17 protein-coding genes are annotated in these 16232 nt (G+C 68.9%); 9 read left to right on the top strand and 8 right to left on the bottom strand.

Annotation, left to right across the window (positions count from 1 at the left end):
• Positions 1-16: 16 nt before the first annotated feature.
• Both FM076_RS32620 and FM076_RS32615 read right to left on the bottom strand, forming a co-directional pair.
• Positions 17-265 carry a hypothetical protein gene (locus tag FM076_RS32620; protein WP_173874410.1) on the bottom strand — a complete coding sequence of 83 codons (249 nt, stop codon included), beginning with the start codon at positions 263-265 and terminating at the stop codon, positions 17-19.
• Between the two features lie 73 nt (positions 266-338).
• The gene (locus tag FM076_RS32615) at positions 339-1049 is read right to left on the bottom strand and encodes an endonuclease/exonuclease/phosphatase family protein (protein ID WP_173874409.1); all 711 of its coding nucleotides are present in this window, start codon (positions 1047-1049) and stop codon (positions 339-341) included.
• Between the two features lie 716 nt (positions 1050-1765).
• Between FM076_RS32615 and FM076_RS32610 the strand changes: the two genes are divergently transcribed.
• From FM076_RS32610 to FM076_RS32585, 6 genes are all read left to right on the top strand, one after another.
• Positions 1766-3139, top strand: a complete 1374-nt coding sequence (locus FM076_RS32610) for a DNA-binding protein (protein WP_345945383.1) — start codon at positions 1766-1768, stop codon at positions 3137-3139.
• 113 nt (positions 3140-3252) lie between these two features.
• Positions 3253-3429, top strand: a complete 177-nt coding sequence (locus tag FM076_RS32605) for a hypothetical protein (protein ID WP_173874407.1) — start codon at positions 3253-3255, stop codon at positions 3427-3429.
• Between the two features lie 274 nt (positions 3430-3703).
• Positions 3704-4468, top strand: coding sequence for a TnsA-like heteromeric transposase endonuclease subunit (locus FM076_RS32600; RefSeq protein WP_428815129.1), 765 nt, complete (start codon positions 3704-3706; stop codon positions 4466-4468).
• Positions 4469-4473: 5 nt separating this feature from the next.
• Positions 4474-6840 carry a Mu transposase C-terminal domain-containing protein gene (locus tag FM076_RS32595; protein ID WP_428815180.1) on the top strand — a complete coding sequence of 789 codons (2367 nt, stop codon included), beginning with the start codon at positions 4474-4476 and terminating at the stop codon, positions 6838-6840.
• Positions 6841-6869: 29 nt separating this feature from the next.
• A complete protein-coding gene (locus FM076_RS32590; protein ID WP_173875158.1) occupies positions 6870-7853 on the top strand; it encodes a TniB family NTP-binding protein in 984 nt (327 codons plus the stop codon).
• A 757-nt stretch (positions 7854-8610) separates the two neighbouring features.
• A complete protein-coding gene (locus tag FM076_RS32585) occupies positions 8611-8808 on the top strand; it encodes a hypothetical protein (RefSeq protein WP_173874406.1) in 198 nt (65 codons plus the stop codon).
• A 255-nt stretch (positions 8809-9063) separates the two neighbouring features.
• Here FM076_RS32585 and FM076_RS32580 read toward each other — a convergent pair whose 3' ends face one another.
• Positions 9064-9297, bottom strand: a complete 234-nt coding sequence (locus FM076_RS32580) for a hypothetical protein (RefSeq protein ID WP_173874405.1) — start codon at positions 9295-9297, stop codon at positions 9064-9066.
• A gap of 210 nt (positions 9298-9507) precedes the next feature.
• On the bottom strand, positions 9508-9900 hold the full coding sequence (locus FM076_RS35215; protein ID WP_173874404.1) for a DUF6233 domain-containing protein: 393 nt from the start codon (positions 9898-9900) through the stop codon (positions 9508-9510).
• Positions 9901-10221: 321 nt separating this feature from the next.
• Here FM076_RS35215 and FM076_RS32570 point away from each other — a divergent pair, with 321 nt between their 5' ends.
• A complete protein-coding gene (locus FM076_RS32570; protein ID WP_173874403.1) occupies positions 10222-10899 on the top strand; it encodes a hypothetical protein in 678 nt (225 codons plus the stop codon).
• 198 nt (positions 10900-11097) lie between these two features.
• Here FM076_RS32570 and FM076_RS34510 read toward each other — a convergent pair whose 3' ends face one another.
• From FM076_RS34510 to FM076_RS32560, 3 genes are all read right to left on the bottom strand, one after another.
• Positions 11098-11520 carry a hypothetical protein gene (locus tag FM076_RS34510; protein WP_243274708.1) on the bottom strand — a complete coding sequence of 141 codons (423 nt, stop codon included), beginning with the start codon at positions 11518-11520 and terminating at the stop codon, positions 11098-11100.
• Positions 11505-11951, bottom strand: a complete 447-nt coding sequence (locus FM076_RS34505) for a lactate/malate family dehydrogenase (protein ID WP_243274707.1) — start codon at positions 11949-11951, stop codon at positions 11505-11507. The genes FM076_RS34510 and FM076_RS34505 overlap by 16 nt, the downstream gene beginning before the upstream one ends.
• A 281-nt stretch (positions 11952-12232) precedes the next feature.
• Positions 12233-13333: a hypothetical protein gene (locus tag FM076_RS32560; protein WP_207730282.1), complete on the bottom strand. Its 1101-nt coding sequence runs from the start codon at positions 13331-13333 to the stop codon at positions 12233-12235.
• Positions 13334-13538: 205 nt separating this feature from the next.
• Between FM076_RS32560 and FM076_RS32555 the strand changes: the two genes are divergently transcribed.
• Entirely contained in the window at positions 13539-14270 is a 732-nt protein-coding gene (locus tag FM076_RS32555; protein WP_173874401.1) for a hypothetical protein, read from the top strand.
• A gap of 160 nt (positions 14271-14430) precedes the next feature.
• Here the strand turns inward: FM076_RS32555 and FM076_RS32550 are convergent, their stop codons facing one another.
• A complete protein-coding gene (locus FM076_RS32550) occupies positions 14431-15615 on the bottom strand; it encodes an IS701 family transposase (protein ID WP_173874400.1) in 1185 nt (394 codons plus the stop codon).
• Positions 15616-15828: 213 nt separating this feature from the next.
• Between FM076_RS32550 and FM076_RS35480 the strand changes: the two genes are divergently transcribed.
• Positions 15829-15969, top strand: a complete 141-nt coding sequence (locus FM076_RS35480) for a hypothetical protein (protein WP_180217880.1) — start codon at positions 15829-15831, stop codon at positions 15967-15969.
• Positions 15970-16232 lie beyond the last annotated feature (263 nt).

Here is a 16232-nt window from a genome sequence, read left to right as displayed (position 1 = left end):
TAATTCTTCGCGGATTTCAGGGGCAGTCGCCTTCCCAATCCCACAGCGAGGGATTGGTGGGGCGGGGGCCGTAAAGGGCACGGCCGCCGGGGCCGAATTGGCCGATCTCGGTAATCAGGGCCGCGCCCTCGGCCAGTTCTTCCTCGCTGGATCCGGTGACGTCGAGCGGATCGCCCACCAGCTCGCGGTAGGTGTGACCGGGGCGGGCATACGGGTACGGGTCATCGTGGTCACTGCCGTAGACCCGCCGGCGCGGCTGACTCATCCCAGGCAGCGTCCCACCCGGCACCGACACCGCCGAACAGGCCCGCTATCACCTGCGCAACAGCAGCGGGGGATCACACGATGAGGCTCGCGCTGATCAGGTTGTGGTCCGAGAGACCGTCCGTACTCTCGACTGCGGCGCTGCTGACACCAGCGCCGTGCACGACCACATGGTCGATCCACCGCGATGTCGAGCCTGATGTGTGCGGCCGTGTCGGCAGGGCGTCCGGTGGGAGATCCACGACCGCGAAGCCCGTGCCCAGAGCCGATGCCACGGTGGCACGGCCGGTGTTGAAGTCACCGAGGAGTACCGCCGGGCATCCCGTCGGTGTGGCGGCCAGCTCGGCCAGGCGTGCCAGTTGGTGCGTGCGCCGCTGATTGCCGCTCACATGCGTGGCGACGATCAGCATTCCGTCGGTCTCGACAGCGAGTGCGCCCTTCCCCAGATCATTCTCGAAGGACTCGGCAGCGATCTGGCGGCTCGGTCCGTCGACCAGAAGCACGAGATACTCCCCGGGGTCTCGAAGCGAGCAGATGCCCCGGCGCGGTGCCGGAACGCGCGGATACCTCAACGCGTGCACCGTCCGGCCGGTCAGCGCACCGCGGAGGGCGGCCAACTGGTCACCGCTGACCACCTGAAGAGCGATGACCTGCTCGTCTCGTTCCTCCAGCAGGGCTGTCACAGCGGCGATCCGCTCGGACTCATCCGGGCAGCGCACAAGGACATCCTCGTCCCAGTTCTCGCCATGCACACGGTGCAGAACATTCCAGCTGGCGACCGTCATCACACTAGGCTGCGCGGCCACAAGCCTCACTTAAATCCTTCACGCCGAACCACTGAATACGAAACACCTAACATCAATCAGTGACACCTACCCCCTCCCCGCAGGTGACTGAGCAACTACGGTTATGCCCGCAGCCGTTGCGGCATTCAGAATGTTCTGCCTCATCCCTTCTACTTCGTCCGAGGGGAGAGGGTCACGCTCGTACCTGAGAACAATCATCCAATCATCGTCTGCATAACGCCACAGTGTCAGCTTCGCCCGACCCTGCACCCTCGGTCGGAGCTCCCGCCTCCCGAACTCCTGGTCCCAGTCATCACTGAGGCGGCCTCGCGGCGTCAGCCCCACCTGTTCCCGGAAGCTGGAAAGCCCGCCCGCAAGCTCCCCTCTCATCCGGATCCGCAATTGGTCTTTCACTGCAACCTCCAAAATGGAAATACATCGCAATCCATAACGAACAAAACCAGCCTCACCGTGAATAGACCAGTGAACATCCGCGACACTCGGTTCCGAGTGGGCTGACCTTCCGATCCCGCCCCAACGTCACAACTCCTGCCTCCTGCGAGCCGACCATGCCGCCTGAGCAAAGTTGGCCAGCCTACCACTTCACCCACGGCATGGACACATCTCAATGCGCTAGGCGCAGCACTTTTGTCTCCCGGTGCTGCGGCTTCCGGGAGGCTGGGGAGATGGTTCCTGGGGTGTTTCGTCTGTCTCCTGTGAGCGGGGAGACGACGTTGTCGTTTCTTTGCCGGATCGCGGAGCGGTACGGGTTGGAGGAGAAGGCGCTGCTGTCCTGTTGGCAGTGGCGCGGTCACCGGCCTCGGCACGACGGTGGCGGGCTGCGGGCGGATGCGGAGGTGCTGCTGGATTCGGCGGGCCGGCGCGCGCTGGCGGGACTGTCCGGGGTTGGGGAGGAAGCGTTGGCGTGGGCGCTGCCGTCCTGGGGGCGGGAGGATCCCAAGCTCGACGGGGCAGGGGACGGCCGGGGGCGGGGGCTGTGGCGGGTCGGGGGTGCGGTGGTGGGGCCCGTGGCGTTCGGGTGCCGACTGTGCACTGCGCGGCGAGCGGGCGGGCCGGCCCGGGTGGTGCGGTACGCGCAGCGGTGGGAGCGGGTGTGCGTGGCGCATGGGCGGTGGCTGTTGGACGCGGACGCCGAGCAGGAGTTGGAGTATCTGGACCTGCGGGGTCTGCCGGATGTGGTCGCGGCGCAGCGCCGGTGGTTCGGGGTGGCCCGGCGCGCGGTGCGGGTGGGAGCGGAGCCGGGTGACGTGTTCGGGCTGGCGTATGCGGTGGTGGCCCGGTGGTGGGAGGGAGCGTACGAGTGGGAGCAGGAAGAGATTTGGCCGCGTCGCCTGCATCAGGTTGCGGGCGGCAACGCGGGCGGAGATCTGGAGTGGTGGCGGGTCGTGGGGCGGGATGCGGTCATCTTCCCTGAGGTGGTGGCCGTCGCGGATGCGCTGCTGGATCCGGGTATGAGGAAGCTGGTATGGGCGGACAGCGGCGGTGAACGGCCGCGGCCCTTGTCTGCGGATGGCGAGTTCTGCCGTCGGCTCGGGGAGCGGGTGGGAAGGGAGTGGCTGGGGCCGCTGATCGCGGTCGACCACGGGGGCCCGCTGATCGCGTGGATGGGGACCGTTGTCCGCCTGTGCCGTCGCCCCGGAGTGCGGCCCGGGCTGTATGGGCGGTTCGACGAGAACCTGTGGTGGGTGCGGCAGGAACACCAGCCATCAACGATGGCTGCCGGACTACGAGTCTTATCCAGAGAGAAGAAGGCACCCGGCTCCGGCACGAACTGGCGCGCTGTGGTGCCTGCGGAGCAGCAGTTCGTGATCACCAATCTCCTTGGCGAGGCCGAGGAGCAGCTGCAGCAGTTGCGCGGGGTGCAGGTCGGCACCACCGCCGACGTGGCGCGGCACATGCTGGAGGGTCTGAGCCGTGGCACGGGTCTACTCGACCAGGTGCTGCTGCGGGTCATGGTGGCCGCTGTGAACGCCGGGGTGGGGCTGGAGGAGGTGGCCCGGTGGGCTGGGCTGTCCGCGGACGAAGCGGCAGAAGTGCTGCGGGTGGCCGGAGAGGCAGAGGAGCAGTAGCCGGTCGGGACGGGTGCTGCTGGTGGAGGGCGCGATCGTGGTGCGGGAAGGATTCGCCGTCGTGGGGCAGCGGGCCGATCAGGTTCAGAGACGCAGCGATGGGGAGATGGGCGGTGTTCGGTTCCTCGGTGGTGTGCAGCGCGATCAGTGTCTTGCCGGTGCCGCACATGGAGATCGTGTGGCCGCGCGAGCCGGACTTCTTCCAGCCCGGGCACTGCGCTGTTGAGCGGCGCCTGCTGATCGGGGCGCAGCACTCGGCGAGGAACGGCAGCCAGGGGCGGGGGCTGTAGCCGCAGCGGCCCGGGCTCGGGGGCTGGCAGGCGTCATGGGCAGGCTCGGCTCACTGCAGTTTACGGGTTGTTTCATCCTCCCGTATGGGATGGGGCGCTGCAGGCCGTACGAGGGACGGTATCGCGCGGTTGCACTTCTGCTGAGAATCACCTTTTTGAGTGGGACCGGGCGGTGTTCGCGGGTTATCCACGGCCGGTACGCCCTTGGCTGTCCGGCGTAGAGGACTGCGAGTTGCGCGTGGCGCCCGGTGTGGTGCTGGGGAGGAAGGCGGGCGTGGAGGTGGCTTTCAGCAGTGCTGGGGGGCAGGTCGAGCAGCTGGTGTGGGAGCAGGCGGTGGCGTCGGTGGGGTTCGAGGAGCTGGCGCCGGTGTCGGCGTTCCCGGTGGTGCCGGGGCGTCGGTGGGGTCCGGGGTGGTGGTGGTCGGCGAGTTCCGGGCGGCATGTGGTCCACGGGTCGGTCGCGATGCGTACGCAACTGATGGTCCTGGACCGGGATCCGGCGGTGAGGGGGCTGGCGGGGCGGCCGGTTCGGTCCGTGTGGCGGGACGAGGCGGATGGCCGGGCGCGCTCATGGGTGCCGCAGTTGTTTGCCCGGTACGCCGACGGCACCGGGCTGTTCGCGGACTGTCCGTCCGCACCGGGTGCGGGCGGGACCGGGGTGCAGCGGGCGGGGGCGGTGCTGGAAGCGGCGTGTGCGCGGGTGGGGTGGACGTACCGGCGTCTTGAGCCGCTGCCTGCGGTGGTGGAGACGAATCTGCGGTGGCTGGCGGGCTACCGCCATCCCCGGTACCAGGGGGCGCCGGAGCTGCAGGCTGCGGTGGTTGAGGCGTTCGGCGTGTCGCGCCCGCTGTTCGACGGAGCGGTGTCGGTGGGTGATCCATTGCAGGTCTTGCCTGTCGTCTATCACGCCTTGTGGTCGGGGCAGTTGGTGGCGGGACTTGATGAGTCGCTGCATGGCGGATCGCTGGTCTGTGTGCCTGCTGCTGGTGGCCCGGGGCACGGGCCGGGAGCAGGCATCGGTATGCGGGATGGGGAGTGAGCGCGGTGGGCGGAGGCACGGAGACGGGGCGGCGTCCGGTGGTGGAGGTCGGAGCGCATGTTGTCTACCGGGGTAAGACGTTTCAGGTTGCCGCGTTGCAAGGGCAGCGGGTGTTGCTGCTGGACGAGGGTGGCACGGACACGTCGTTGTTGTTGAATCGGTTGTTTGCTGATCCGGGCTTTGAGGTGGCGGGCGCGCGGGCGCCGGACGTGGTGCCGCGGTGGGGGTTGTTCGAGACGGTGCCGGCGGCAGAGCAGCAGCGTGCGTTGGCGTGGCTGCCGCACATCCGGGAGGTGGAGACCGGGTGGCCGCACCCTGAAGGCGGCCGTGCGGGGCAGGTGATGCGGGAGGAGTATGACCCCGAGCGGTGGACGCTGGCGCAGCGGGAGGCGGCCAAGGCGAAGGAGATGACGGCGCTCGGCTTTACGCGGGTGACGCGTTTGACGGTGCAGAAGATGCGGCTCGCCTATCGCAAGCAGGGGCTGTGCGGGCTCGTTGATAAGCGCACGGTGCCGGTGCGTGGCCGCCGTCCTACGGGTTACGCGGATGAGCAGGTCGTGGCCGCGGTGCTGGAGGGGTTGCGTCGGCAGCGGGGACGGTCGAAGGGGACCGTGAAGGGGCTCCAGGTGCTGGTCAAGCAGATCCTGGAAGAGACGCACGGGCGCGGGGTGGTGGAGATGCCGTCGCGGTCGTCGTTCTACCGGCTGGTGAGCGTGCTGGCCGATCCGGCTGATCGGCTTGGGTACGGGGCGCGGACAGCCACCGCGCCGGGCCGGGGGCCGGCAGCGCCGGTGGTACTGCGGCCCGGGGAGCAGGTGCAGATCGACACCACCCGCCTGGACATCATGGCCGTGCTGGAGGACGGCACTCTGGGGCGTCCTGAGCTCTCGATCGCGGTGGACGTGGCGACGCGGTCGATCCTGTCCGCGGTGCTGCGTCCGCACGGCACGAAGGCCGTGGACGCGGCGCTGTTGCTGGCCGAGATGGCGGTTCCTCACCCGGCGCGGCCTGGTTGGCCTGAGGCGCTGCAGTTATCGCGGGCGCAGGTTCCGTATGCGCGGATGCTGTCGCTGGATGAGCGGCTGGAGGGCGCGGCAGCCCGGCCGGTGATCGTGCCAGAGACGATCGTCGTCGACCGCGGGAAGATCTATGTCTCGGAGAGCTTTGTCGTCGCGTGCGAGACGCTCGGGGTGAGTGTGCAGCCCGCTCCTCCACGGCGGCCACAGGCCAAAGGAGTGGTGGAGCGGACCTTCGGGTCGGTCAACGACCTGTTCTGTCAGCACGTCGCCGGCCACACCGGGTCCAACCCGCTGCGGCGGGGCAAGAACGTGAAGGCGGAGGCTTGTTGGACGATCCCGCAGTTGCAGGACTTCCTCGACGAGTGGATCGTCTGCTGGCAGAACCGGCCCCACGACGGGCTGCGTCACCCTGTGCTGCCAAAGACGGCGCTCACTCCGAACCAGATGTGGGCCGCGCTGATCGCCCTGTGCGGGTACGTGCCCGTGCCGCTGACTGGAGCCGACTGGTTGGAGCTGCTGCCGGTGCGCTGGCAGCCGATCACCGAACGCGGCATCCGCATCGACTACCGCACCTACGACCATGACGTCCTCGACCCCCACCGCGGCCAGCGCTCCGAGGTGACGGCCAAGGACGGCAAATGGGAGGTCCACCACAACCCGCACGATGCCCGCCAGATCTGGGTCCGCCTGAGCGACGGCAAGCTCCACGAGATCCCGTGGATCCACCGCGACCACGTGCATCAGCCCTTCAACGACCAGATGTGGCGCCATGTCCAGGGCGAAGTAGCCCAGCGCGGCGAACGGGAGCAGCACGAGGCCGACCTCGCCGACGCCCTCGACCAGCTCCTGCGCCGCACCCGCGGGACAGGAGCTGGAGCGCTATCGAAACGGCGGGGCCGCAAGAGCTCCGTCACGCCGCCCGACAAAGCGGCGGTACTCGAGGGCCTGGCGGTCGGCCTGCCCGCTCCACGGCAATCCGGCGCGACCGGCACCGAGGCCGGGGACGGTGCGGGCGCGGCGAGCAGCGGGCAGGCTGCCCCACCCGCATGGGCCGAGGCTGCGGGGGTGTCACAGACCAAGGCGGCGCTGGATACCGGGTGGGGTGAGAGTCTGGACGACCTCGCCGCTGCTGGCCTGGCTGCCGGAACCGATGAGGATGCGGCGCATGTCGTGGAGGAAGCCGGCGTGGACTCATCACCCGCTCCGGCTGGCGGATACGGGCTGTGGGACGCCGAAGCGGAGGCGGAGCAGTGGTGTGCGGCCCGCCTGGCACCGAGGGCGCCTCAAGGCGCGGCGTCGCTTCGGCGGAACATCACCCGGCGGCGCCCGCGGCGCGTGCCGAGGATGTCGTGAGCGGTGGCGGGCAGGCGCTGCCGGGTACGGTGACGGTGTGGAACGGGTTCGCCCGCTTCGCCACCACGCCCGTGACCGAGCCTCCCGCACCGGGGGCGCCGGCACGCAGCCTCGAGGAACGGGTGGGCTATTACTCGCAGTTCGTGACGATCCGTACTCCGGCCATCGACATGCTGGCCAAACAGGTACGCGCCCTGATGGTCCTGGGCCGCCACCAGCAGGTCACCGCGAGGCCGTCCCTGATCGTCACCGGCCCCGCCGGAGCGGGCAAGACCACGGCACTGCTCCAGGTCGGCCGCGCCTGCCACCTCGCCCACACCCGCCGCCAGGACGCGGCAGCCGTGGCTGCGGGAGAGCAGGTCCCGGTCGCCTACGTGCTTGTGCCGCCCGCCGCCAGCGCGAAGACCCTAGCCCTCGAATTCGCCCGCTACCTCGGCATCCCTGTGGCGGGCCGGATGTCCCAGGCAGCAATCGTCAACAGCGTCTGCCACAGCTACACGCAGGCGGGTGTGCGGCTGGTACTGATCGATGAGATCCACCGTCTCAACCCCCGCACCACCACCGGCGCCCAGAGCGCCGACCTGATCAAAGACCTCACCGAACGTATCGGGGCGACGTTCGTGTACGCGGGCATCGACGTGACCGGGACCGCGCTGTTCTCCGGGGTGCGCGGGGCGCAGCTCGCCGCACGTGCCGGCCTCGTCGACTGCGATCCCTTCCCCGCCCGCGACGGCGTCCGCGAGCCGTTCAAAGACCTGGTGCGGGCGCTGGAAGGCGCACTCGACCTGCGACATCACCGGGTCGGGAGTCTGGTGCGGCTGGCGCCGTACCTGCACGCGCGCACCGCCGGGCGGATTGGATCACTTACGCGGCTGGTCAAACAGGCCGCCCTGACCGCTGTATTGGACGGCACCGAACGCATCACCAAAACCATCTTGGAAGCCGTCCGGCTCGACCACCTCGCCGAACAGCACTACCGGCCCCGGGTACCGGGCCAGAACAGCTCCCGGTGAACCGGACACTCCTGGCGGCCTGCTTACCGGCCGCGTCCGGCACCGAGCGGAGCGACGCACCCGCCGCCTGGGCGTGGGCGCAGCTCCCACCCCCACGCCCAGGCGTATTCCGCATCCGGCCGCTGCCCTTCGAAGCCACCGCCTCCTACCTTGGGCGCCTCGCTCATGCCTACCAGTTGACGCTGTCCCAGCTCTGCGACGGCCTGGGCATCAGCTTGAGCGGGCACGGCGCCTCCCCCGCAGCCGGGCTGGTCCTCTCCCCACCGCCACGCGCCGAGTCACGGACCTGAGCCGGATCCCGATGATTCACCTCGCCCACGCCCTGCCCCGCCTGGTCCAGGACGGCACGACGGTTACTGGCCCGGTCACGGCGCACTGGCGGCCCGTCGAGCGGCGGCGGCAAGCCGTACGGGCATGCACGATGTGCGTGCGGCACCACAGCCGCGGCGCGAGTGACACCGCATGGGTCCACCGGCCCTGGCACCGGCTCGTCTGTATCCGTCACGAGCAGGCCGCCCCCGACCCGAGGCTCACATCCCCGCTGTGCACCGGCGTTGTACCTGAACTCGCTGCCGCGCACCACGCCCACCAGCGTCTACAGCGGCATGCACGGGGCGCGAGTGCGTGGATGGCGGCAAGCGCGATCACCACCCGTTGGTACGACCACCAACAACACCTCACCGACCGGTGGCGCCATCGGCTGCAGCAACTCGCCTTGGTCAACCCTCACCTGGACGGTGGGGGAAACGCTTCAGCCGTGCTCCTGGCCCGTGACCTGGTGATCTACCCCGAAACCGTCACCCTCGCCCGCACCCTGGCCACCCTCCCCCACCAGCACCGGGCACAGCATCCGAGGAAAACCCTCACCGCGATCGGCCGCCGCCTCGAACTCACCCAGTTCTCCCCCACCACCAGCGACGCACTGACCGTCTACCTCACCCGCACACGCCACTGACCAGCAACAACGGGCACCGCACACGAGCACACCCCACCTGCTACCTCTCGACGCACCATTCCATCGACAACAAACCCAAGATCAATCCCACACACCCACGAAAACCCTGCTCAACACCCCGAACAACCAAACCGAACACCCTCCACAGGACTCAGGAACGACCGCACCCCACCCCTTCCCCACACCCTCAAATCCCCACCAGAAACACAAAACGCCAGATCAGAAAAGCAACCAGCCCCAAGAACTACAGCTCCGTCACAACCCACGGGCACCGCCCCCAGAGTCGGTGTCGCGGGAGCCGCGGGCGGGCTGCTCGGGCGCGACCAGCTGGTTGAAGACGACCCCCAGGGCGGTGCTGCCGGCTCCGCACAGCACGCTGTGCGGCACCCCGCTGCCTGCCCAGACGGTCAAGGCCGCAGCGGCGAGCCCGGCCAGCAGCGCGAGTAACAGAACAAGGGCGGACCGGGCGGTCAAAAGAGGGTGGTCCATGGCGTCCTCCGAACCTGGATGTGATGTGCGGATCTGACGCCACAGCTTGGCAAGGCCTTGGGGTGTTGCGTGCACAAATCGAGCCCTCGGCAACACCGCGCAACGGGGTAAGAGCGTCTTCAGCAGGGAAGAGGAGGAAACCGTTGCCAGGGGATTGGCAACACCCGGGAAATGAGCTGCCGGGCCGGTCCAGCCCACCGGCAGGTAGGTCTAGGACGTGCGTTGGTCCGGTCGGCAGATATCGCACAGACGGTCCGGGGACAGCGTGGCCAGGATCCGGCGGGCTTCGGCTGTGGTGACCAGCCGGCACCAGCCGCCGCGGGCCTGCCAGCAGGTGCGGTGGTGCAGCTGCCACCACGGGCCGCCCCCGTGCACACCCGGAGAGCGCACCGCCAGCCACTGGCGGCCGGCCACCACCCCCTCACTCGGCACCCGCTCGTAGGACTCGCCCGGGATGGGCGCGATGTGCTCCGCGGCGACGCTGAGGGCCACCGGAACGCCCCCGGGCGAGGCGTGGCCGTTTTGGTCGGGGCGGGCCGGGAGGATCGCCTGGCACTCGTACCACCAGCGGCCGTCCCTGGTATGGGTCCGGGAGACGACCACGGGGAAGCCACGAGGAGGAACGGCGGACCCACCGCGGCAACGAAAGCATGGTGGCCCGGCTCCCAGCTACTCAACGTCTCCTGCCCCGTCTGTCACGCCCGCCCTGACCAGGAACACGCACTCACCAAGTGAGGGAAGACCTCTTCTCCCGCCGGCTCAGCGGCGGCGGTCGCCGTCGGTAACCCCGCCCTCTCCGAGCAAACACGCAAACGGGCGGCACGGCGCGTCTCGCCACGGATAACCTCTCCTTATCCGACGCGAGACAAGGGACACGACGACGGGTCGGTCGGCGCGCCGGAGACCGGGAGGGACTACCGCCGCATGCCCACCGCCGAACCCCTGCGCTACGCCGTCGACATCACCCTCGACGACGTCGATGCGCTCACCGCCTTCCTCATGAAGCGGCTCAACGGACAGCACCACTTGAGGGTCGGCACCGAGGAGTACCGGACCAACTCCGCCTTGTGTTCCGTGGTGCCCGGCTTCGCCGGTTCCCTCAGCTACCAGTTCGGCGACGCAGCTGTCCAGAAGGCCCAGGAGGACAGTTTGAAGGGGCTGACGCGCTTCCAGGAGATCCGGAGCACCTGGAATGACCTCGTCGGAGTCGCCTCAAAATGGGAGGACGTCGACGGGTTCGACACCGCGCGCTGGCGCAGGGTTCGTTTCCACGACGCGGAGGACGAAGAGGAATTCCGGCAGTGGGAGGCGAAGGAGAAGGCATCGGCGGACCAGGCGTCGGCGTTCGTCTCCGAGTACCGCATCCCCGGGCCCCGGCTCAACGGCCGAATCACGGGCGAGTTCGTGGTCGCCCGCGACCACGAGAATCCCGACTGGTGGGCCGTCTTCGAGGGCAGTGCCCAGGCACGCCACTGGGATGGCGGTACCTGGCAGCACGCCCGTTTCACCGGCACTTCCCCCTACCTGTTCAGCCGAGAGGCGGCGTTGGCCCTCGCTCACCAGCACGCTGCCCAGCAGACAGCAGGAGAACAACCGGCGTGAGCACGGACACCCCCTGACCCGGTCCGGCACCGGCCTTCCCTGCCGGCAGTCCGGGGCCGGTGGCGGTGGGGGTGGGCAGGTGGGTGGCGTTCCACCAGGGGCCGAAGTAGCGGTGGGACCAGTCGGTGACCGCGGGTGTGTTGCTGCGGACGGTCACGTGGGCGTGGGCGGCGTTGAGCTGGACGCCGGTGGGGCCGTTCACGGTGTTGTCTCCTGTCGGATCGATTCGTGCAGGACGGGTTGGAGGGCCTGGTAGGCGGCATGGAGTTTGGCGGCGGCTGCGGCCAACTGGCGCGTCTCGTCATCATCGAGGTGGGGCAGGGACGGTAGGGTCTGGCCGTGTGTTAAGTGCAACGGGATTCCGAGCCAGTCGCCGCGGTAGTCGGTGGTCAGTTCTTCGGTGCCGTCGTCCAGGGCCAGGATCTTGCGGAGGGCGGAGAGCACAGCCCCGGCTGGGCCGCAGCGGGTACGGCCGACCTGTTCACTGATTCGGGTGGGTCGGGTACGCAGCTGCGCCCGTACCTGCTGGAGGGGGACGGTGACGGGCTTGCCGTTGACGGTGGTGGTGGAGGCGCAGATGACGGCGGCATCACCGTGTTCACCGATCACATAACCTCGCACACGCTCAGGGTCTGCGCCGAAGTGGTGGGCGAGAAGGTGGCGATAGCGGACGAATCGAGGTTGGAGCCGATCCCGAACACCCGGTGGCAGCCGGAGGCCTGGGCGAAGAGGCGGGTCATCAGGTCCACGGGGTTGGTGACGACCAGGACGGTGCCTTCGAAACCGCGCAGGAGGGTGGCCAGGCCGGTGACGAGGGAGGTGTTGGCTGTGGCACCGCCCATGCGGACGTCGGCACGGTGGGTGTTGGTGAAGGAGGCGCGAGCGGCGATGACGACGGCCTCGCAGCCGCCCAGTCCGGCCACGTCACACGCCTGTGGGCGGGTGGGGGCGTGGGTGGCCTGGCGCATGTCCTGCAGATCGGCTGCCAGGGCGGCGGCCTGCTCTCGCGTGCGGGAAGCGACCAGCAGCTGCCGGGCGAGGCCGGAGGCCATTACGGTTGCGGCGATTGGTGCAGATGCGCGCGGGTCTCCCGCGGACGTCAGCAGCCACCGAAGGAACCCTGAGGCCCCTTCGGTTACCACTGACGGCATGACCACGTGGGAATGCGCGAGGAGAGTGACGGTGAAGCGGGGCCGGATCGGGCCGAGGGCCATCTGCCCCGTGCATGCTCGCCACCAGCGCGCCGACCCGCCCACTGGGTGCTCAGCCACAGGTGTGCTCGGGTAGCGGGGGCCTGACGGGATCTGGTTGCCCGGCCACGCCAGGTGCTCGGTCAGTCGGTGTAGTGGGGCATCTTCAGTGTGATGCCCTTGCAGCCGAGGCGTTTGGCTTCGGCTCTCACGTAGCGGGGGAACAGTTTCCGCATCGCCTGCCGGCCGTCCCTCCCTCCACCTACGGTGTTGGGGGGTTTTGCGGTGAAGACGACGACGTCGCCTCTGCACGGCAGTTGCAGCACGGCATGCGTCGTGCTCAGAGTTCCGAACGTCTTGTCAGGGCCGTTCGTCGGGATGTGCGGGCCGTCATTCGACAGTGCGGCCTTGTCGTAGGCACGGGCCAGGCGCGGGTTCACGATCGTGGTGAAGTGCCCTGGGTCGTGATCAGCGCTTTGCACGGGATTGAACTGGCAGATGCGCACTCCATGCCGGGAGCCCTTCGAAACCCGGTCGTACAGGGCCTGAGACTTCATTCCCCGCGGCCAGCCAAGGTTGTCGACATCGCACAAGTCACGCTTGCCAATGTCCCTGTGTTGCGGCGGGCGGGGAAGCTTGCCGGGTTTGGGCAGGCTGCCCTTGCAGCCATGGTGGCGCATGATGGCGTTGGCCGCATCGGTGACGGCCCGCGCCATCTCTCTCTGCGCCGGTTCGTCATTCTGCGAGCGACGGACGCCGTGAGCCCGGGTGAGCACCACCACGGCAGGAGTAGTGCCGTAGCGCCCGCCGGGAAGACAGGCCTCAGGGATCTCACGCCACGCCCGCGTCGGGGATGCCATGCCCGTGCTGATGTGCTTACCGCGGCCGGACTCGAAAGACGTCATCTCCGCTGTCAGATTCTCCTTCTCCCACAGCGGCCCGGCCGTCCCGTCATCGCCCCACCCCTCGCTCAGCGACTCCAGACGCACGGTGGCAGCATGGCCGATATATCCCCTGCCGAGGTAGCACCGGCCGACAGGAGACTCCGCCGCCAACCCCTCCGCAGCTGGTATCTCTGCCGCCCTGGGGCGGCCCTCCACGTCAGGCACCAGGCGGGACATCTCTTGCTGGGAGAACGCTCCCCAGCAGGCGTCAGCCCGACGCTCGTCCCGGAAGGGCATCTCGCCCGAGTGCCAGACCATGCCACCGGCACCGATCACCACACCGGCCATCACGCCTGCCACGGCAGTGGACGCCCGCCCCTGCCGCCACCTCGACGAGCCCTGCACGACCCGCGGTTCGTTTTCCTGCTGCCTACGTGACACCTACGCCCCCAGCCGGTCATGGTCACTGATCGTGCGTGAGGGTACAGGCAGCGTGACGCGAGCGGGGGCGCTGGCAACAGCAGGCTTGGTGGAGTTGTCGGTGGCGTGTTCTACGGTGCCGGGCATGGGGATCACCTCAGCGTGGGCCGTCTCCGCCCACCCCGACACATTCATCGCCCAGTTGGCTCCCCGGATGCTGCCGCTGCTGCAGGCCTGGCAGAGCGACCCGGCGGCTGGCCGGCTGTGGCGCCGCTGGCAGGAAGCTCCCCTGCCCGATTTCCGCACGTGGGGCCGCGGGTTCGGTGACGACTACCAGTCCGAGGAAGCCGGGCGGATCCGTGACTTCTACCAGCTGATCGGCGCTTTCGGCCCGATGGACGACATGTACGACGGCGGCCCCGACACCCACGACGACTTCCACCTGCTGACCGATGTGTGGGAGCGCGATGAGGACCCGGAGCGGATGTTCATCCACGTCTGCTCCAAGGACTACGCGCTCGCTTCCTTCTTCCACGCGATCGAGCCCCGCCGCGCGGCCCTGCTTCCTGGCTGGTGCGGGAACTTCCTGCTGACCTCGGCACAGGTGCGCCACAGCCTGCCCGATGTCGAGAATGCTCTCTCCTTCGCTCCCGAGGAGAGAGCCGCAGCCGCCGGCCAGGACTGGCTCGGCGACCCAGCCGACGGACGGGCGCTGGCGGCACGGATGGTGCCCTCGACCGCCGCCCCGGGCAGCTGGCAGTTGCCTGGCGGTCTGGCAGTTGCCTGGCGGTTTTGTGGAATCTCCCCCAGGGCGGGGCGGTGCTGGACGAGCCGGAGCTGGCCGGACAGACCGCACGAGAACTCGCCGACGATCTAGTACTGCAACGGTGCTTGCTGTGACTGATGGTCAGGTCAGGGGCTGTGTCCGCGTCGTTTGTAGTGGCTGATGCGGGCTTGGTGCTGGCGTCGTCGGCGCCAGTGTGACCAGTGCAGAACGTCGTCGACCGGGGTGGGGCAGCGGTCGGTGAGGCGGGTGATCAGGCGTCTGATCTCGGCGAGGCTGAGGTGGATGAGTTGGGAGGATCCGTTTCTGCTTTCTCCGTATCAAGCTGGCGGGCTCGCAGGACGGTCAGGCAGGCGTGGGCGGCCATGGCCAGGGTCATGTGGCGGTGCCAACCGGGGTAGCGGCGGACTTGGTAGTCGTCCAGGCCGCATTCCTGCTTCGCGCTCTGGAAGCACTCCTCGATGGCCCATCGGCTGCCCGCGATGCGGATCAGGTCGTCAAGCGTTGTCTCAGCCGGGCAGTAGGCGATGTAGTAGGAGATCTCCTCGGGCCGGCTCACGCTGCGGCGGGCGATGACCCAGTGGCGGCGGTCGGGCCGGTGCCAGGGCCGGACCTCGACGCGTGCCCAGTCGTAGATCCGCAGGCCGTGAGCCCCGGTGCCGCAGGAACGACGCTTCCACTTCTGCCGGGCGAGACCGTTGAACAGGTCGTGGACGGGGTGGTCGATCGCCCAGCGAGTGACCACGGTGTCGTGCCGGGTGGTGGCCATGACGTGGAAGACGTCCGCCCGCTCCAGCTCCGAGCGCCAGCCCTTGCTGAACCCGTAGGCGGCATCCGCGGTCACCCACCGGAACGGGATCCTGTCCGCGATCGCGCGGCGGACCATTGCCCTGGCCATGGCCACCTTGGTTTCGAATGCGACCTCGTCGTCGATGCCGGCCCGGCGGCACCTCTCCCGGTCGTCGGTCCAGGAAGCGGGCAGATACAGACGCCGGTCGATCAGTGTCCGCCCGCGGTCGGTGGCATAGGCGAGGAAGACGCCGACCTGGCAGTTCTCCGTCCGCCCGGCGGTGCCCGAGTACTGCCGCTGCACCCCCGCCGACCGCGTCCCCTTCTTCAGGAAGCCCGTGTCGTCCACGACCAGGACAGCGTCCCGGTCACCGAGGTTGTCGACCACGTACTGACGCACGTCGTCGAGCGCCTCATCCGCGTCCCACTCGATCCGGTTCAGCATCCGGTGAATGCGGTCCGGGCCTTCATGGCCGGCTTCCTCCGCCAGCGTCCAGCCATTCTTCCGCTGTAGCGGAGCGATCAGGCCCCGCATATAAGCCAGTGCTGACTCCCGCGGCTCCGACCTGCTGAAACAGTGCACGAACCGCTCATGCACAGCGTCCAGTTCACCCGCCCACAACCTGACATCAGCAAGGTCCCCACCCATGGACAGGCCAACGACCAACCTGACCATCAGTCACAGCAAGCACCGTTGCAGTACTAGGGCGTACCGATTGCTGCCCGCGCCCGCCACCAGGGCCGCCTGCTCGACGCCCCCGTCTACGACGGCCCCTACGCCGGTGCCGCCGCCATCGTCCACTCCCCCGGCCGGTACCGCTGGCTGCAGCGTTCCAACCTCGCCGTCGCTGTGGCCAGCGGCGTGACGTATCTCGAAGCCTCCGGTATCACCGTCGAACCCACCCACACCGACGCAGCTGCCCTACGTGACCTCCTCCTCGCCCCCGGCTGCACCGCAGCAGCCGAGAACACCGCGCTGCTCCGCACCTGGCCCACCACCTGACATGTCGCATCGGCTCCAGACGGCTTCGGCGGTCTGCTTCGCCCGCTCAGCAGCGAGCCCGCGCTCCACCACCGCTCGGTTCGTCGCCGCAGCCGAGGCATCGCCGAAGGCACCCACCATGGCCTGCCACCGCGACCAGCCCGGCACTGCCTGTCCGGCGCCTGTGTGCGGGCTGGCATGCGGCCGTAGGCCCACACACCACGCCGGCCTCCGATGGCGGCCGGCTCGCGCTCCACACCTTCCTGGACGAGCCGGAAGCGGCC

This window comes from Streptomyces albus subsp. chlorinus (assembly GCF_013302895.1).
GTDB classification, from domain to species: domain Bacteria; phylum Actinomycetota; class Actinomycetes; order Streptomycetales; family Streptomycetaceae; genus Streptomyces; species Streptomyces chlorinus.
This window is presented reverse-complemented; position numbering and strand designations above follow the sequence as displayed.